General features: G+C 46.0%; 15 protein-coding genes. All 15 read right to left on the bottom strand.

The window, feature by feature from the left end; all coding sequences use genetic code 11:
- Positions 1-12 precede the first annotated feature (12 nt).
- Positions 13-357 carry an ArsC family reductase gene (locus tag DK423_RS08255; RefSeq protein ID WP_005557640.1) on the bottom strand — a complete coding sequence of 115 codons (345 nt, stop codon included), beginning with the start codon at positions 355-357 and terminating at the stop codon, positions 13-15.
- A 67-nt stretch (positions 358-424) separates the two neighbouring features.
- Positions 425-2,305, bottom strand: a complete 1,881-nt coding sequence (htpG, locus tag DK423_RS08250) for a molecular chaperone HtpG (RefSeq protein WP_005557642.1) — start codon at positions 2,303-2,305, stop codon at positions 425-427.
- 133 nt (positions 2,306-2,438) lie between these two features.
- The gene (gene pheA, locus DK423_RS08245; protein WP_005557645.1) at positions 2,439-3,602 is read right to left on the bottom strand and encodes a prephenate dehydratase; all 1,164 of its coding nucleotides are present in this window, start codon (positions 3,600-3,602) and stop codon (positions 2,439-2,441) included.
- A 201-nt stretch (positions 3,603-3,803) separates the two neighbouring features.
- Positions 3,804-4,721: a UDP-3-O-acyl-N-acetylglucosamine deacetylase gene (lpxC, locus tag DK423_RS08240; protein ID WP_005557647.1), complete on the bottom strand. Its 918-nt coding sequence runs from the start codon at positions 4,719-4,721 to the stop codon at positions 3,804-3,806.
- Positions 4,722-4,758: 37 nt separating this feature from the next.
- Positions 4,759-6,036, bottom strand: coding sequence for a cell division protein FtsZ (gene ftsZ / locus DK423_RS08235; protein WP_005557648.1), 1,278 nt, complete (start codon positions 6,034-6,036; stop codon positions 4,759-4,761).
- Positions 6,037-6,121: 85 nt separating this feature from the next.
- A complete protein-coding gene (gene ftsA / locus DK423_RS08230; RefSeq protein WP_005557650.1) occupies positions 6,122-7,402 on the bottom strand; it encodes a cell division protein FtsA in 1,281 nt (426 codons plus the stop codon).
- Between the two features lie 24 nt (positions 7,403-7,426).
- Positions 7,427-8,194, bottom strand: a complete 768-nt coding sequence (locus DK423_RS08225) for a cell division protein FtsQ/DivIB (protein ID WP_005557652.1) — start codon at positions 8,192-8,194, stop codon at positions 7,427-7,429.
- Positions 8,191-9,120: a D-alanine--D-alanine ligase gene (locus DK423_RS08220; RefSeq protein WP_005557654.1), complete on the bottom strand. Its 930-nt coding sequence runs from the start codon at positions 9,118-9,120 to the stop codon at positions 8,191-8,193. Before DK423_RS08220 ends, DK423_RS08225 begins: the two co-directional genes overlap by 4 nt.
- A 12-nt stretch (positions 9,121-9,132) precedes the next feature.
- On the bottom strand, positions 9,133-10,563 hold the full coding sequence (murC, locus tag DK423_RS08215) for a UDP-N-acetylmuramate--L-alanine ligase (protein WP_061886882.1): 1,431 nt from the start codon (positions 10,561-10,563) through the stop codon (positions 9,133-9,135).
- Positions 10,564-10,633: 70 nt separating this feature from the next.
- A complete protein-coding gene (gene murG, locus DK423_RS08210; protein ID WP_005557659.1) occupies positions 10,634-11,698 on the bottom strand; it encodes an undecaprenyldiphospho-muramoylpentapeptide beta-N-acetylglucosaminyltransferase in 1,065 nt (354 codons plus the stop codon).
- Positions 11,699-11,737: 39 nt separating this feature from the next.
- Positions 11,738-12,928, bottom strand: coding sequence for a putative lipid II flippase FtsW (gene ftsW, locus DK423_RS08205; protein WP_005557662.1), 1,191 nt, complete (start codon positions 12,926-12,928; stop codon positions 11,738-11,740).
- A gap of 14 nt (positions 12,929-12,942) precedes the next feature.
- Entirely contained in the window at positions 12,943-14,247 is a 1,305-nt protein-coding gene (murD, locus tag DK423_RS08200) for a UDP-N-acetylmuramoyl-L-alanine--D-glutamate ligase (protein WP_005557664.1), read from the bottom strand.
- 26 nt (positions 14,248-14,273) lie between these two features.
- The gene (mraY, locus tag DK423_RS08195) at positions 14,274-15,359 is read right to left on the bottom strand and encodes a phospho-N-acetylmuramoyl-pentapeptide-transferase (RefSeq protein WP_005557666.1); all 1,086 of its coding nucleotides are present in this window, start codon (positions 15,357-15,359) and stop codon (positions 14,274-14,276) included.
- The gene (gene murF, locus DK423_RS08190) at positions 15,353-16,732 is read right to left on the bottom strand and encodes a UDP-N-acetylmuramoyl-tripeptide--D-alanyl-D-alanine ligase (protein ID WP_005557668.1); all 1,380 of its coding nucleotides are present in this window, start codon (positions 16,730-16,732) and stop codon (positions 15,353-15,355) included. Before murF ends, mraY begins: the two co-directional genes overlap by 7 nt.
- Before the next feature lie 7 nt (positions 16,733-16,739).
- Positions 16,740-18,206, bottom strand: a complete 1,467-nt coding sequence (murE, locus tag DK423_RS08185; protein ID WP_005557670.1) for a UDP-N-acetylmuramoyl-L-alanyl-D-glutamate--2,6-diaminopimelate ligase — start codon at positions 18,204-18,206, stop codon at positions 16,740-16,742.
- Between the last annotated feature and the right edge of the window lie 2 nt (positions 18,207-18,208).

Here is an 18,208-nt window from a genome sequence, read left to right as displayed (position 1 = left end):
ATTGACCGCACTTTATGCAAACGCCGCCTGATATTCTTTTTCATTAAACCCAATCAACGCTTTGCCCTCTTGCAAAATGATCGGACGTTTGATTAAGGTTGGATTATCGGCAAGCACAGAAAGTGCGGTGGATTTTAAAAGTGTTTTTTTGATTTGCTCATCAAGATTACGCCAGGTGGTGCTGCGTTTATTCACCAAATTTTCCCAGCCGAATTGCGCTTCCGCCTGTTGTAAAAAAGCCTTACCCAACCCATCCACGCGGTAATCATGCAGTTTGTGTTCAATATGGTGATCCGCAAGCCATTTCAGCGCTTTTTTCACGGTATCGCAGTTTTTAATGCCATAAACAGTAATCATCGTTTCTCCTAAATAAAAAAATCCCTACTCCATTTCAGAGTAGGGATTTTAACCGAAATTACGCCGATTAGCCTAATAACTTATTAATTCGCTTAATGAACGCCGCCAGATTTTCCAAGGAGCCGCGTTCGGCAAGCATGGCTTGTTCCAGCAATAATTCCACCCAATCGGCGAATTGTGCTTCATCGGCGATTTCAGCGACTTTTTTCACCAAATGATGTTCCGGATTCAGCTCGAAGGTGTATTTTACTTCCGGCACCGGCTGACCTGCGGCGGCAAAAAGTTTTGCCATCTGCGTGGTCATTTGATCGTTATCGGTGGAAACCACTGCCGGGGTGTCGGTTAAACGGTGGGTTAAACGCACCGCTTTCACGCGTTCGCCCAACAAGGTTTTCACCCGTTCAACAAAGCTGCCGAAAGATTCGTCTTGTGCTTTTTGTTCTTCCGCTTCGTTGTCTGCCAAATCGCCCAAATCCAGATCTGCTTTAGTGATGCTTTGTAACGGTTTGCCGTCGAATTCCGTTAAGTAGCTCAACATCCATTCGTCAATGCGATCGGACAACAGCAACACTTCAATGCCTTTTTTGTTGAATAATTCCAAGTGCGGGCTGTTTTTCGCCGCCACATAGCTGTCCGCCGTGATGTAATAAATGGCTTTTTGCCCTTCTTTCATGCGGGAAACGTAGTCTTCCAAGGAAACGGTTTGTTCGCTGCCATCATTGTGAGTGGAGGCAAAACGCAATAGTTTGGCGGTGGCTTCTTTGTTGGCAAAGTCTTCCGCCGGACCTTCTTTTAACACCAAGCCGAATTCTTTCCAGAATTGTTGATATTTTTCCGCATCGTCTTTCGCCAATTTTTCCAACATTTGCAAGGAACGTTTGGTCAAGGCTTTACGTAACGCCGCCGTGACTTTGTTGTCTTGCAAAATTTCACGGGATACGTTTAGCGGCAAATCGTTGCTATCAATTAACCCGCGCATAAAACGCAGATAATTCGGCATGAATTGTTCCGCGTCATCCATGATAAACACGCGTTGCACATAGAGTTTTAAGCCGTGCTTGTGCTCACGATTAAACAAATCCCAAGGAGCTTTGGATGGCACGTAAAGCAGGCTGGTATATTCCTGATTGCCTTCCACCTTGTTATGCGCCCACAGTAGCGGGTCGGCGAAATCATGGCTTAAATGCTTATAAAATTCTTTGTATTCATCGTCAGAAATTTCGTTTTTACTGCGCGTCCAAAGAGCATCGGATTTGTTGATTTTTTCCCATTTTTCACCCGTTTCTTTGCCTTCCTCGTCATATTCTTTGGTCAGCATTTCCACCGGAAGACCGATATGGTCGGAATATTTGCCGATGATGTCACGCAAGCGCCATTCGTTTAAAAATTCTTTTTCATCCTCGCGCAAATGCAAAATTACATCGGTACCACGGGATTTTTTCTCAATGTCCGCCACCGTATAATCGCCTTCGCCGGAAGATTCCCAAATCACGCCTTTATCCTCAGGTTCGCCTGCCGCACGGGTTTTTACCGTGACTTTATCGGCAACAATAAAGGCGGAATAAAATCCCACACCGAATTGACCGATAAGCTGGCTGTCTTTCGCTTGGTCGCTGCCGAGAGCAGCTAAAAATTCTTTCGTACCGGATTTGGCGATCGTGCCCAAGTGATCGATAACCTGCCCGCGGGTCATGCCGATACCGTTATCGCTTACGGTTAAGGTGCCTTTTTCGCTGTCAAAGCTGATACGCACGCGCAATTCGCCGTCGCCTGCATATAAATCCGGGTTGGAAAGGGCTTTGAAGCGCAGTTTATCCGCCGCATCGGAGGCATTGGAAATCAACTCGCGCAAGAAAATTTCTTTATTGGAATATAAAGAATGGATCATTAATTGTAACAGTTGTTTGACTTCCGATTGGAAGCCGCGGGTTTCTTGATTTGTACTCATCTTTTTCCTACTTATGTTGGTAAATTAAAAACGTTATGGATATAAGTGCGGAAGGCAAAATTTCAAGAGCTGTCGTAAAAAAAGTGCGGTTGAAAATTTAAGTATTTTTTCAACCGCACTTTGATGTTGGAAGTTATTCGGGGAGCACTGTCGGTTTGACAATTTCGCTTGGATAACACCCCAGAATTTTCATATGATTACTGAATTGTTTTAATTCTTCCAACGCGGCTTGCGTATCGGGGTGGTGAATATTAGCTTCGATTTCCAAATAAAACATTTCCTCCCAAGGCTTACCGTAAATCGGTCGGGATTCCAGCTTTGTCATATTAATATTATGTTTTTTGAACACCAATAAGGCATCAACCAACGATCCCGCTTGCTGCCCCGTGCTCATTAACAATAGCGTTTTAGTGTGAATTTGCGGGGAAACACTGTGCGCTTTCTTCGCGATCACGATAAAACGGGTGATGTTGTTTTCTTGGTTGGCGATATTGCGTTGCAACACTTTCAAGCCATACAACTTGCCGCCGTCCTCATTGCCTAACGCCGCAATATTCGGTTTATTTAAACCGACAACCAACTGCATGGCATGGGAGCTGCTTTCGCAATATTCAATATGTACCCGATCTAACCCTTGGATAAATTGACTGCATTGCTGAATCACTTGCGGGTGACTGTACAGGGTATCAATTTTGCTTAAATCATGCTGCTCATTCACTAACACGCAATGTTGAATCGGATAGGCAAGTTCGCCCACCAGAAATAAATCGGTGTGCTGTAATAAATCATACACTTCGTTAATGGCGCCGGAAGTGGTGTTTTCTAACGGCAGAACGCCGTAATCCGCTTCGTCGTTACGCACTTTTTCAAACACCTGTTCAAAACTCGCACAGCTGATTTCAACCAGTTGTTCCTGATAACGGGTGGCATAATTACGTGCTGCCAGATGAGAATACGAGCCGCGTTTACCGAGAAACGCAATATGAATATCCTGTTCACGCTGTTCATTGAGCTTCTTCTGCAAATAAACCTGCTGTGTTAACACCGAATCTTCAATGATTTTCTGGAAAATCGAGGTGATATATTGCGGTTCAAGCTGATAGTTTTCGTTTTCCGCGAACTGTACCAACTCCTGCAATAACTGCTCTTCACGGGCGGCATCACGCAACGGTTTTTGCGTCACTTCTTTGCTACGTACCACATCAAACGCCAAACGGTGGCGTTCGGACAGCAATTTCAATAAACTGCGGTCAATTTGCGTAATTTGCTGGCGAATTTCACTTAAATCCAATGACATAATGCTTCCTTTATATTCACATTTATTACACCTCAAATTAAGGCAATAAATAAAACAAATATTGAAAATATATTACTTTTTTAACCGCACTTTTATGGAAAGGAAAGGCAAAAAAATCCACCATTTTAAGGTGGCTTTATGAAAAGGTAGCAAAAAAAGAGCTATATTTCTTTGGAAATATAGCTCTTATAATCACTTTTATTAAATCAATATTTGAGCGGGAGAAATATAACCTTGTGGGACTTGCTCTTTGTCTTCAAAGGTTACGAGTTCCCACGCTTCTTGATTATCCAATACCGCTCTTAATAATTTATTATTTAAACCATGACCTGATTTATAGGCTTTGAAATCACCGATAATGTTATAACCACACATATATAAATCACCAATAGCATCCAGCATTTTGTGGCGGACCAGTTCATCTTTAAAACGCAAACCGTCTTCATTCAGAATACGGTAATCATCCAGTACGATAGCATTATCCAGACTGCCGCCTAACGCTAAACCTTGGGATTGAAGATATTCAATATCTTTCATAAAACCAAAAGTTCTCGCGCGGCTGATTTGCTGAACAAATGCTTGTGCGGAGAAATCCATCACATAATTACGTACATCTTCGCTAATTGCCGGATGATTAAAATCAATAGTGAAATTCAAACGAAAACCGTTATAAGGAGAGAATTCTGCCCATTTATCGCCATCTTCCACGCGAACTTTTTGTTTGACACGAATGAATTTTTTTGGTGCATTTTGTTCTTCAATGCCTGCATCTAATAATAAATAAATAAACGGGCTTGCACTACCATCCATAATAGGAATTTCAGGCGCATCCACTTCAACAATAATGTTATCAATACCAAGTCCTGCTAAAGCCGCATTTAGATGTTCAACCGTTGAAATTCGCACACCCTGCTCATTCACTAAACAAGTACAAAGCATAGTATCGTGCACTGCATCAGCATTCGCCGGAAAGGTAACCGGCGGGTTCAAATCGGTGCGGCAATAAACAACGCCGGTATTCGGCATTGCAGGACGTAAAACCAAAGTAACCTTATCACCGCTGTGTAATCCCACACCGGTAACTTTTATACTTTGTTTTAATGTTCTTTGTTTAATCATAACCTTTCTCTTAACTTGCTGTTACCACAAGATAATATTATTTATCGCCATTACGCATAAAACCTTGCACATTGAACAAATTGGTATCCTTCAAGCGTTCGGTAATCGGCGTATCTAAATCGTCTCTACGTTGTACGTTTTGCTGGTTATTGGACAAATTAGCATCCTGTGTACTATGTCCATAAGTTGGCGCATTTGTTCTCGGTGCGCCGAACTGAGTATTTATCGGTTGATTATTCGGGGCTGCTTGTGGACGTGGAGAAATTTGAATCTCCGGCGCTTCGGGTTCGCCAATACCTGTTGCAACAATGGTTACGCGAATCTCATCCACCATATCAGGTACCAATGTTGTACCGACTACAACCGTAGCCTCATCAGAAGCAAATGCTTTAATCGTATCACCTACTGCTTGGAACTCGGTTAGTCCCAAGTCCATACCCGCCGTAATATTAACCAACACCCCTCTGGCACCGGATAAATCCACACGTTCTAACAAGTCACTTTTCACTGCAATTTTAGCTGCATCTTCCGCACGACCTTCACCCGGCGCACCTAATGCGGAACCAAAACCAATCATTGCCTGCCCCATTTCCGACATTACGGTACGAACATCGGCAAAGTCCACGTTAATTAAACCCGGGGAGGTAATCATGTCCGAAATACCGGTAACGGAATTACGCAACACATCATTAGCGGCGGAGAAAGCTTGCATTAATGTTGCATTTTTCGGCATAACTTTAGCTAACTGTTCATTTGGAATGATGATCAGCGAATCTACATGTTTGGATAGTTCTTTAATTCCCATTTCAGCGAACATCATTCGTTTCTTACCTTCAAAAGCAAATGGTTTGGTAACCACAGCAACGGTAAGAATACCCAATTCTTTCGCTATTTGAGCGACTATCGGCGCTGCACCTGTACCTGTACCGCCACCCATACCGGCAGCGATAAACACCATATCGGCGCCTTCTAACATTTGACGAATGGCATCCTGATCGTCTTCTGCGGCTTTACGTCCGACATTTGGGTTGGCGCCCGCGCCCAAACCTTTGGTGGTATTCGCACCAATTTGAACCGTTTGCTGCACTTGGCTTTTACGCAATGCTTGTGCATCGGTATTAATAGCATAGAACATGATTTTTCCATGTTCATCAGTGTTCAACATTGTTTCATCAACAAGGACACCGCCAATATCATCTTTAACCATCGTGGCAACCATGTGGTTAACGGCATTACCGCCACCGCCACCGACACCGACCACTTTAATCAGTGCTCCACTCATTTCACCGAGATCATAATCTACTGGCTCAAACATACTTATTCTCCGTCACTGCCGACACACACTATCAGCATATATTAAAACCCAAACTGTTCATATTGTAGATGAAAAATCAAAATTCTCAAAATTCCGACCGCACTTTATTAAAAATTTTTTTCATGACCTTACCACATGCACTAAAAAATCCGCTATCCGAATGCTCATCATTAAGCGGTCCTTCATCCTCATTGCTATGTTCATATTGCAATAAACCAATAACAGTCGCGTATTGCGGTTTGTTCACATAATCGGTCAAGCCGGTAATATTTAGCGGGCTACCAATTCTCACTTGCGCATTTTGCCCAAACACTTCCGCCGCACTATCTTTCAAGTCTTCAATTTGTGCACCACCACCGGTAATTACAACGCCGGCAATGAGATCAAACTTAATATGTTTGGCTTCCAAATCCGTTTTCAAATAAAGTAATTCATTTTTCACCAAACTCAATAGTTCTTTATAACGGGCGGAAGTTACTAAAGAAAGCTGTTCTTTTGTTAATATGCGAGGACCTCGCCCACCGATACTGGAAACTTCAATTTTCTTGTCGGCATGATATTTCGGCGGCGTTAATGCACTACCATGATTCACTTTGATGCTTTCCGCCTCCATTCGAGAAGTGGCGCAAGCATACGCAATATCATCGGTGACACGATTACCAGCATAAGGAATCACCTTACTGAAACGCAATGCACCGTTGATATACACCATAATGTCCATGGTGCCGGCACCGAAATCAATCAAACAAACCCCTAAATCTTTTTCATCTTCGGTTAAAACGGAATAACTGGATGCCAAGCCTGAGAACACAATCTTATCGACTTTTAATTTACAACGTTCTACCGCCTTCTTCAGGTTATTTAACCAGTCCTGATGACAAGCGATTAAGTGAGTCTGCGCTTTTAAACGAACACCTTGTAAACCCAACGGATTTTTAATGTTCATTTGCTTATCGACAGCAAATTCTTGCGGAATAATGTGAAGTAAAGACAATCCTTCCGGCATTTTAACCGAGCTTGCCGTGTGAATAGCAGAATCAATTTCATCTTGGGTCACCTCGCCTTCGGCAATAGGTACAAAACCATTCTCATTCAGGCTTTGAATATGCTCACCGGTAATCGCCAAAGTCACACTCATAATACGGCAATCGGCAACGGACTCGGCCGCTTCAATAGCCCGTTGAATAGATATAACCACCGCATTGAGGTCGGTAATGCTTCCTTTATCGATCCCTTTAGACGGACAACTGCCCACGCCAAGCACATTTACGACACCGTCCGGTAAGACTTCACCGACTACGGCAACGACTTTAGAAGTACCCACTTCCAAACCAACAATCGTCTTTGATTCCACAATTTTAGACATTTTTTAACTTCACACTGTTAATCATTAATTTAAATCAACCATACCCACCGAAGCACCGGAAGCGTAACGCAAATCCACATAGGAGAGTTTTTTATTTTCAGGCACTTCAATTTGCGGATAAATGGTCACAAAACGATCCAATTTTGTTTTCCACTCACCACGCCCAAGTTTCAGCACCACATCATTATCCAATACCACCTGCCAAGCGCCGCGTGCGTCAATAGCAACCGCTTTAAGGGTTAACCCTTTTTGTTTTAAATCGGCATAAATTCTATTCCAGGCATCCAATACTTTTTCACTTTGGAAATCGGGTCCGGACAAACGGGGCAAATGCTGCTCTCTCAGTTTATTCATCGGCAACTGAAAAACCACGCCGTCTTTTGAGAGGAATTCGGTTTCGTTCCAAATGGCGACCGGTTGATATTCCGTAACCCAAATGCTTAACCTATTCGGCCACATTTTACGGACAACCGCGCCTTTAACCCAAGGCATTGTCTCAATTTGTTCACGAATTAAATCGGCATCCTGACCGAAAAATCCCTTTAGCTCGCCCATTTTTAATAGTGCTTCGCGTACATCCGTATCATCAGTAAAATTCGGCGTGCCGACCAAAGCAAATGCGCTGATTGGCTTACTATCTAATTTTTCTAAAAAATTTTGCCAATTTGAATAAGAATAGAACAAAATACCGACGCATAATAGCACAAGTAATAATTTAATTTGCACAAAAACTTTTGATTTCGGTTCACCATATCTTATATTTTGTGGGGTTTTGCGTTTTAGTAAATTCATTCCGCGCTCAACTCTAAAATTTTCTCAACCAACTGCTCAAAAGAATAGCCCACCGTTGCCGCCGATTTCGGGAATAAACTGTGGCTAGTCATGCCCGGATTGGTATTGACTTCCACCAAACGGAACTTCCCTTCTGCGTCCGTCATCACATCAATACGACTCCAACCACGGCAGCCCACCACATCATAAGCCTGTTTTACCAAACGGCGGAGCTCCTGTTCACGCTCCTCGGTTAATCCCGCCGGGCAAAAATATTGCGTATTGTCAGAAATATATTTCGCGTCGTAATCATAAAACTCACCTTCCGGCACAATTTTAATGGAAGGCAAAACTTCATTATCCAGCACCGGCACGGTAAATTCATCGCCGGCAAGCCATTCTTCAATTAACACCGTGTTATCAAATTTAAGCGCAAAATCCACCGCACTTTCCAGTTCATCCACAGATTTGACTTTGGTCAATCCCACACTGGAGCCTTCCAACGACGGCTTAACCATCAACGGCAATCCTAGCTTTTTGACCACAGACTCCGGGTTTAAGTTTACTCTATTTTCCGTCGTCACGATTTCCATCTCGGCGACCGGCAGACCAAACGCTTTCCACAACATTTTGGTACGCATTTTGTCCATGGTTAAGGCGGAAGTCATCACGCCACAGCCGGTGTAAGGAATGCCGATTTGCTCCAATAAGCCCTGCATCGTGCCGTCTTCCCCGCCGCGACCATGCAAAATATTAAACACGCGATCAAACCCCTGTGCTTTTAAGGTCGCTACCGGAAAGGTTTTCGGATCAATCGGATGGGCGTCATATCCTTGTTTGCGCAACGCGTTTAATACCGCTTCGCCCGAATTTAAAGACACCTCGCGTTCGGCAGAGGTGCCGCCTAATAACACGGCGATTTTTTCCTGTTTTAATGTTTTACTCATCTTCTTATCCACTTATTCTTTCGTCCAACATTCCACCAACTGACGTGAAAGTTTACTCACGCTACCGGCGCCTTGCGCCAAAATTAAATCCCCATCCTGAATAATCTGATCGAGCACGCCACCTAATTGCGCCGTATCGGAAACCAAAATCGGATCCACTTTTCCCAGATTACGAATAGAACGACACAATGCTTTGCTGTCCGCGCCTACAATCGGCGTTTCGCCTGCGGGATACACATCTAACATAATCAACACATCCACTTGAGATAACACCTGCACGAAATCATCGAATAAATCGCGGGTGCGGGAATAACGGTGCGGCTGGAAGATCATCACAATGCGTTTATTTTCCCAGCCTTGACGCGCCGCTTGAATAGTAACGCCCACTTCCGTCGGGTGATGACCGTAATCATCCACCAACATCACTTTGCCGTTCGGACGGATAAATTGCCCCAACTGATCGAAACGACGTCCCGCGCCTTGGAAATCTGCCAGCGCGGCTAAAATGGCGTCGTTTTTAATGCCTTCTTCTTTGGCGACCACCAAGGCGGCAGTGGCGTTCAGTGCGTTGTGACGTCCCGGCACGTTCAGCAACACATCAATACGTTCGCCGTTCGGGCAAATCACCGTGTAATGCCCCTGAAAACCGGTTTGTTGATAATCTTCAATGCGATAATCAGCGTTTTCACTAAAACCGTAAGTGATCACCTGACGCCCGACCTGCGGCACCAACCCCATCAGCACGGCATCATCGGCACATAACACCGCCAAACCATAAAACGGCAAATTATGCAGAAAATTCACATACGTTTGCTTCATTTCATCAAAATCGCCGTGATAAGTATCCATGTGATCGGGTTCAATATTCGTCACGATGGAAATCATCGGTTGCAAATGCAAAAAAGACGCGTCACTTTCATCCGCTTCGGCGATCAAATAACGGCTACAACCTAAATGCGCATTGGTGCCTGCAGATTTCACCAAGCCGCCGTTGACGAACGTCGGATCCAATCCTGCTTCGGCATAAATCATGGAAACCATCGCGGTCGTGGTGGTTTTACCGTGCGTACCGGCAACGGCAATACCATGGCGGAAGCGCATTAGCTCCGCCAGCATTTGCGCACGCTGAATCACCGGAATACGAGCGTCTTTTGCCTCTATCACTTCCGGATTGTCGCCGTGAATGGCAGAGGAAATCACCACCACACTGGCACCGGCAATATTCTCCGCTTGATGACCGATAAACACTTTCGCCCCGGCTTTGGCTAAGCGCTGAGTAACCGCACTTTCGGCAATATCTGAACCGGCAACCGAATAGCCTTCATTCAATAAAATTTCCGCGATACCGCACATCCCCGCACCGCCGATACCGATAAAATGAATTTGTTTTACTCGGCGCATTTCCGGAATGATGTTTCTAATCTGTTGATGATAATTGTCCATGATTATTTCCTTTTCTCCCGTGCGAGTCGTCGGAGGTAAAAACACCGCGAAAAACGACCGCACTTTTCGCTTAATTCGCTACGTCTTCAATCACCTCGGCAACCCGTTTCGCCGCTTTCGGTGTCGCCATTTTTTTCGCCTTTAACGCCATGGCTAATAATTTTTCACGATCCGCCAATAACGGGGTTAGTTCGCGCAACAGACGTTCTTCGGTAAATTCCGGCTGTTCAATAATGAGCGCCGCGCCTGCGTCCGCTAAATATGTCGCATTCAGAAATTGCTGACGATCTTTATGTTGAAACGGCACGAAAATCGCTGGCGTGCCGACCGCCGCCAATTCGCATACGGTCAACGCGCCTGAGCGGCAAATAACAATATCCGCCCACGCGTAGGCTTTCGCCATGTCGTCAATAAATTCAGTGGCAACGCCGTTGTGATTTGCCTGATAAACCGCTTCAATCCCCGCCAAATTGCCTTTACCGACTTGATGGCGCACATGAATATCCAATCCCTGCGCGGTAAGTTTCGCCGCGACCTGCGGTACGGTTTGGTTCAATACGCGCGCACCTTGGCTACCGCCGACCACTAAAATACGCAACGTTTTATCACGCGCGGCAAAACGCGGTTCCGGCGTTTCCGTTTGGAACAAATCGCGACGCACGGGATTACCCACCACTTCCGCATGAGGGAATGCATTCGGGAACGCTTGTAGCACGCGGGTGGCAATTTTTGACAACCAACTGTTGGTCAACCCTGCAATGGCATTTTGTTCATGTAACACCACCGGCACGCCGCAAAGTTTCGCCGCAAGACCGCCCGGACCGGACACATAGCCGCCCATACCCAGCACCGCGTTAGGCTGATATTGTTTGATGATGTTACGCGCCTGACATACCGCGCGCAAAATGGCAAAAGGCGCCAATAATAAACTCTTGATGCCTTTGCCGCGTAAACCTGAAATTTGGATAAATTCGATGGGAATGCCGTGTTTCGGAACCAATTGGGCTTCCATTCGGTCTTTGGTGCCCAGCCAGCGGATTTCCCAGCCTTGCTGTTGTAATTCTTGTGCAACGGCAATGGCAGGAAAAACATGTCCGCCCGTTCCGCCTGCCATCACTAATAATTTTTTACCCATATCTCTTCTCTAAAAAACACTGAAAAAAACGACCGCACTTTAGTCATCCCGTAATCGCGCCTGACCACCCCGCATGAGGCGATTCTCGTGGTCGATACGTAATAACATACCGATGGTGACGGACATGATGATGATACTGGAGCCGCCATAACTGATGAGCGGAAATGTCAACCCTTTGGTCGGCAACATTCCGAGCGCCATGCCAAGGTTGACGAAGCCCTGGAAGAAAATCCAGAAACTGATACCAAACGCTAAGAAACCTTTAAAACGTTGTTCTAACATTAAAGATTCGCGTCCGATTTTCATGGCACGAAAAACCAACAACCCAAGAAAAATAATAATCACGAAAATACCGAAGAAGCCGAATTCTTCGCCTACAATCGCCATGACGAAGTCTGTATGCGCTTCCGGCAAATATTCCAGTTTCAGAACGGAATTGCCTAACCCCTCGCCGAAAAAACCGCCGCGTCCGAATGCCATTAAAGAATTGGATAATTGGAAACCGGTATCGTAAGGGTCTTTGAAGGGATCCATAAAACCTATGATACGCTTCAGCCGGTAAGCGGAAGAAAGCACTAACCACACGAACATGAACACGCCCATACTGATTAAACCGATGAACTGCCAGAAGTTGGCACCGACGATAAACAATAAGCCGAAGGTAATGATAAATAAGACGACGGTACTTCCCAAATCAGGTTGTACAATCAGAAAACAACCCATGATGCCCATCACCACAAAGGGTTTAAACGCACTCAGTTTGCGACTGCGCACTTCATCATAACGGCGGGTGAAATAACTGGCGAGGAAGCAGGTCAATGCCAATTTGGCGAATTCCGCCGGCTGAAAATTAAATAACCCCATAGGAATCCAACGGCGCGCACCGTTAACTTCGCGCCCGATACCCGGAATCATCACAAGAACAAGCAAAATAATCGCAACCCAAAATAATCTGGCATGCCATTTTTGCCATTTTTCCATGGAAATTTGTAAGGTGATGTAACAGGTGAAACAGGACAAAATGATGTAAATAATATCGCGTTTGGCAAAATAAAAAGCGTCATTATACAAGCGGGTCCCCACCGGAATGGACGCGGAAGACACCGCTAATAAACCGATGAGCAACAACACCAAATACAACCACAACAACGCGCGGTCGTATAACAAATTGGTCGGCGCCACCGTGGTGGCGTTTTGACTGCTTTCTTTGAACTTATCCCAAAATCCCATGTTTCAACCCGTCTTTAACTTAAGCGTGCCAGGCGCGTAAATTCGTCGCCGCGCGCTTCAAAACAACTGAATTGATCCAAACTGGCGCAAGCCGGTGATAACAGCACCATGTCGCCTGTCTGCAACTGCGGACGAATCGCCGCAATGGCGTGTTCCATGGTGTCAAATAATTGGTTTTGGGAAGAAAGCGCGGCTAATTGTTCGCCGTCGCGACCAAAACAATAACAATAAATGTGCGGTTGATTAATTAAGCGGGCTAATTCGGAGAAATCCGCGCCTTTGCCGTCGCCGCCGAGTAATAAATGCAATTTGCCCGCTATCTGTAAACCGGTTAACGCGGCAACGGTGCTGCCCACATTAGTGGCTTTGGAATCGTTAATCCAGCGCACTCCGTCGGCGATGTGCGCCACTTGAAAGCGATGATCCAAACCGCCGAACTCACGAAGTGCGGTCCGAATTCCGGTTAAATTTATGCCAGCCGCCTGCGCCAACGCAATAGCAGCCAACGCGTTCATGTAATTATGACGACCGCTTAATTTCATTTCATCGCAGGCTAAAACCGTTTCATCGTGCGCCATTAAGTAGGTTTTGTTATTTTCGGTTTTTAATCGATAATCCGCATTGCTTTCACCAAAAGAAACCTGCTTTTGCGGTTGTTGAGAAGTTGGCAAAGTCAAAGGGTCTTCCGCATTAATCACCGCCGTTTGGCAGTTGTCGTAAATGCTTAATTTCGCCTGACGATAATCCTGCAAATCCACATAGCGGTTCATGTGATCTTCGGTCACGTTTAACACCGTCGCCGCTGTAGCTTTAAGGGAATAGGTGGTTTCCAGTTGGAAGCTGGACAGTTCCAGCACATACAAATCATGTTGTTGATTTAACAAGGAAAGCGCGGGGATGCCGATATTGCCGCCCATACCCACGCTTAAACCGGCTGCTTTCGCCATTTCCGCCACTAATGTGGTGACGGTGCTTTTACCGTTGGAACCGGTAATTGCCACAATCGGTTTATCCGCCTCGCGACAGAATAATTCGATGTCGCCCACCACCTCGACGCCCGCTTGAAGTGCGGTCTGAATTTCAGGTGTTTTTACTGTCAGCCCCGGGCTGATAACAATCAGATCGCTTTCCAACAGCCATTGCTGATTTAAACTGCCCGTATGCAAAGGAACCGCTTTATCAAGCAACTCGGCGCCCGCAGGATGTTGGCGCGTATCAATGACGCGCACATCCGCCTGTTTGGCACGCAGAAAATCCACACAGGATAAGCCTGTTTTGCCCAACCCGATCACCGTGACTTTTTTATCTTGATATTGCATTGAAATTCTCTCTCAAAAATGACCGTTTAACGCAGTTTTAACGTCACCAAACCGATTAACACGAGCATCAGGGAAATGACCCAGAAACGTACAATCACGCGCGGCTCCGGCCAGCCTTTTTTCTCGAAATGGTGATGAATCGGCGCCATCAGGAAAATACGTTGTTTATTCCGCAGTTTGTAGGAGCCCACTTGTAAAATGACGGACAGGGTTTCCATCACGAACACGCCGCCCATAATTAATAATAAAAATTCCTGACGCACTAACACGGCAATCACGCCCAGCGCGCCACCTAATGCCAATGAGCCCACATCGCCCATAAACACCTGTGCAGGATAGGTATTGAACCACAAGAAACCTAAACCCGCACCGACGATAGCGGTACAGAACACCACTAATTCCGCGCTAAATTTAATGTACGGAATGTGTAAATATTCGGCGAAATTGATGTTCCCCGTCGCCCATGCTACTAAAGCAAATGCACCTGCCACCAGCACTGTTGGCATAATTGCCAAGCCGTCCAAGCCGTCGGTAAAGTTCACCGCGTTGCTGGAGCCGACGATAACGAAATAAGACAGCACGATATAAAAGACACCGAGTTGCGGCATAAATTCTTTAAAAAACGGCACCACCAAACGGGTGGCATCGGTATCCTTGCCCATGGCGTACATCCCGAAAATCGCCACTAAAGCGACCACGGAAAGCCAAAAATATTTCCAGCGGGCAATTAGCCCGTCGGTACTTTTGCGGGTAATTTTGCGGTAATCGTCCACAAAACCGACCGCGCCATAACCGAATAACACGAATAAACTGAACCAAATGTACGGATTACGCAAATCTGCCCAAAGTAAGGTACTCACGCCGATGGCGAATAAAATCATCACACCGCCCATGGTCGGTGTGCCTTTTTTGGCAAAATGACTTTCCGGCCCGTCGTTACGCACAACCTGACCGAATTTTAACATTTGTAAGCGACGAATGACTTTCGGACCAATCCATAAAGACACTAAAAGCGCAGTCAATAAGGCTAAAATAGCACGCACGGTGATGTAAGAAATAACGTGGAAACTCGAATAATATTTGGTTAAAAACTCAGCAATCCAAACTAACATAAAAAATTACCTTTTAATAAATCGATCACTTCTTCCATTTTCATGCTGCGTGATCCTTTCACCAAAACAACGACTTTTTGTTGCGCTAATTGTTGTTGAATAATCGGTGTTAAATAAGTTACAAGTTCCGTTTTATCGGTAAAATGGCGTCCGGAATTGACCGCACTGATAACGCCACTGGAACACCCGAAAGAAAGCACCAAGTCTATCTTGGCGGCATGCGCAAACTCACCCACCTCTTGATGGCAAAGTTGCGCATTATCGCCTAATTCGCCCATATCACCAACAACAAAGACGCGAAAAGCAGGATATTTTTCTAACACGGAAATTGCTGACTTCATGGAACCCACATTAGCGTTGTATGTGTCGTCCAGCAATAAGAGATTTTCGCAAGGTTGAATCGGGAACAAACGCCCTTTCACCAAAGACGGCGTTTCCAATCCTTTTTTCACCTGTGCCGTGGTGGCGCCCACGTTCATTGCCAACGCCGTTGCCGCCAACGCATTGGAAACATTATGCTCGCCCAAATACGGGGAATTGATTTGTACGCTGCCTTGTGGCGTGTGAAGCAAGAAAGACGCGCCTTGTTCGGAGAAATGGATTTGTTCGGCGTAAAAATCCGCCTGCGGGTTATCATAAGCAAAATATTGCACGGCGTGCCGACCAATATCCGCCTGCCATTTTTGCTGATAATTATGTGCCAGATTAATAATAGCGACGCCCTGTTCCGTCAAGCCGCGAAAAATTTCGCCTTTTGCCGTCGCCACGCCGTCAAGGGAACCAAACCCTTCCAAATGTGCCGCCATGACATTATTGACCAGCGCCACATCGGGTTGCGCCAAGGCGGTGGTGTAGGCGATTTCACCGATATGATTGGCGCCAAGTTCGATTACCGCGAATTTATGCCGTTCCGTTAAACGTAACAAAGTGAGCGGCACGCCGATGTCGTTGTTAAAATTGCCTTGAGTAAATAAAACGTCGTCAGAATCCACCGCACTTTGTTGCAAAATGGAAGCAACCATCTCTTTCACCGTGGTTTTACCGGAAGATCCCGTCATCGCCACCACTTTCGGGTTGATTTTTTCACGCAGCCATTTGGCAAGCTGCCCTAAGGCAAGGCGACTGTCTTTAACGATAAGTTGGGCGATATTGCCTTCCGTCGGATGTTCAACCACCGCCGCCACACAACCCTGTTCGGCGGCTTTGGCAACATAATGGTGCGCGTCAAAATTTTCGCCTTTAAGCGCAAAAAACAACCCGTTGCTCACTGCCTGACGGCTGTCCGTACTCACGCTTTCGACGGTAACCGTACCATCGCCCATGAGCTCCGCCCCTAAAATGGAGGCAATTTGTGAAAGAGATAATGTAATCATGTTGTTTCTATTGAGATAAATAGTTACCAGCGACTTCCTGATCTGAAAAATGATGTTTGGTTTTGCCAATGATTTGATAGTCTTCATGACCTTTACCGGCAATTAAAATAACGTCATTTTCCACCGCACTTTTAATCGCGGTAGCAATGGCTTGTTCACGCTGATGAATGACTTGTACGCGTTGCGGATGGACAAAACCGGTTAAAATATCCGCCATGATTTTCGTCGGTTCTTCCGTGCGTGGATTGTCGTCGGTGGCAATGACATGATCCGCCAACTGTTCGGCAATTTTCGCCATCAGCGGACGTTTACCGCTGTCACGATCGCCACCACAACCGAAAATACACCAAAGTTGTCCATGGCAATGTAGTCGCGCCGCCTGTAAGGCTTTTTCCAATGCGTCGGGCGTATGTGCATAATCCACAATCACCGTCGGTTTTTGTGGGACGTGCAGCATTTCCATACGACCACATACGCCGGTTAATTTATGTACGCTGTTAATGAGATCAGATAGGGGGTAACCGAGCGTTAGCAAGGTTGCGGTCACCAACAGTAAATTGCTGACGTTAAACGCGCCGATAAGCGAGCTTTGTAATTCGCCGTTGCCCCAGGAGGATTCAAATTGAATTGTTGCGCCTTTGTGATTAAAACGCACAGCAACGGCTTTCAGCCAGTTGGCTTGTTGCGGGAGAAAATCCGCCTTGGCACTGACCGCCACGGCATGAGACATTTCCGCCAACCACGCCGCACCGACGGGATCATCCGCGTCAATAATCTGATGACGACTATCCAGTTCGGTAAACAGGCGTTTTTTTGCCGCGGCGTAATTTTCCATGGTGTGATGGTAATCCAAATGATCGTGGCTTAAATTGGTAAACACCGCCGCGCTGAAATGCACGGATTCTACGCGGTGCTGCACTAAACCATGGGAAGACACTTCAATCGCCGCAAAGTCTGCGCCTTTTGCGACAAAATCCGCCAGCGAGGCTTGAATTTCGACGGCAGAACCGGTGGTATTCGCGGCTTCTTTCACCTGACCGAATAAACCGTTACCGATGGTGCCCATCACGGCGCTGGTGCGCCCTAACAGTTGCGTCCATTGCGCCAGTAATTGCGCGGTAGTGGTCTTGCCGTTGGTACCTGTCACACCCACTAAGGTCAAATGCTTGGAAGGATATTGATAGAACACATCGGCAAGACGGGATAAATTTTCGCTTAGCCGATAAAAGGCAATGAGAGGAATCCCCTGTTCGTAATGCACCTGAAGATGTTGCGGCGCAGAATCGGCTTCAAAAATGACCGCACTTGCGCCGTTCTGTATGGCTTGCGGAATATATTGGCGACCGTCGGTTTGGTGCCCTTTAACGGCAATAAAAAGACAGCCGGCCTTTGCAGTACGGCTGTCTAATGTCATTTCGGTAAGATTGATCTCTCCGGCAATATCAATCCCTAAAAGTGCGGTTAATCGGTGCATTG

This window comes from Aggregatibacter actinomycetemcomitans (genome assembly GCF_003130205.1).
Taxonomy (GTDB): Bacteria; Pseudomonadota; Gammaproteobacteria; order Enterobacterales; family Pasteurellaceae; genus Aggregatibacter; species Aggregatibacter actinomycetemcomitans_A.
Note: the sequence above shows the minus strand (reverse complement) of the source record. Positions and strands in the feature narration are given on the sequence as shown.

Bases quoted from the DNA above. Each gene is read 5' to 3' on its own strand.
- DK423_RS08255 (WP_005557640.1), bottom strand. From the start codon at position 357: ATGATTACTGTTTATGGCATTAAAAACTGCGATACCGTGAAAAAAGCG.
- mraY (WP_005557666.1), bottom strand. From the start codon at position 15,359: ATGTTAGTTTGGATTGCTGAGTTTTTAACCAAATATTATTCGAGTTTC.
- lpxC (WP_005557647.1), bottom strand. From the start codon at position 4,721: ATGATTAAACAAAGAACATTAAAACAAAGTATAAAAGTTACCGGTGTG.
- ftsW (WP_005557662.1), bottom strand. From the start codon at position 12,928: ATGGGATTTTGGGATAAGTTCAAAGAAAGCAGTCAAAACGCCACCACG.
- murG (WP_005557659.1), bottom strand. From the start codon at position 11,698: ATGGGTAAAAAATTATTAGTGATGGCAGGCGGAACGGGCGGACATGTT.
- pheA (WP_005557645.1), bottom strand. From the start codon at position 3,602: ATGTCATTGGATTTAAGTGAAATTCGCCAGCAAATTACGCAAATTGAC.
- murE (WP_005557670.1), bottom strand. From the start codon at position 18,206: ATGCACCGATTAACCGCACTTTTAGGGATTGATATTGCCGGAGAGATC.
- ftsZ (WP_005557648.1), bottom strand. From the start codon at position 6,036: ATGTTTGAGCCAGTAGATTATGATCTCGGTGAAATGAGTGGAGCACTG.
- DK423_RS08225 (WP_005557652.1), bottom strand. From the start codon at position 8,194: ATGAATTTACTAAAACGCAAAACCCCACAAAATATAAGATATGGTGAA.
- murC (WP_061886882.1), bottom strand. From the start codon at position 10,563: ATGGACAATTATCATCAACAGATTAGAAACATCATTCCGGAAATGCGC.
- murD (WP_005557664.1), bottom strand. From the start codon at position 14,247: ATGCAATATCAAGATAAAAAAGTCACGGTGATCGGGTTGGGCAAAACA.
- DK423_RS08220 (WP_005557654.1), bottom strand. From the start codon at position 9,120: ATGAGTAAAACATTAAAACAGGAAAAAATCGCCGTGTTATTAGGCGGC.
- ftsA (WP_005557650.1), bottom strand. From the start codon at position 7,402: ATGTCTAAAATTGTGGAATCAAAGACGATTGTTGGTTTGGAAGTGGGT.
- htpG (WP_005557642.1), bottom strand. From the start codon at position 2,305: ATGAGTACAAATCAAGAAACCCGCGGCTTCCAATCGGAAGTCAAACAA.
- murF (WP_005557668.1), bottom strand. From the start codon at position 16,732: ATGATTACATTATCTCTTTCACAAATTGCCTCCATTTTAGGGGCGGAG.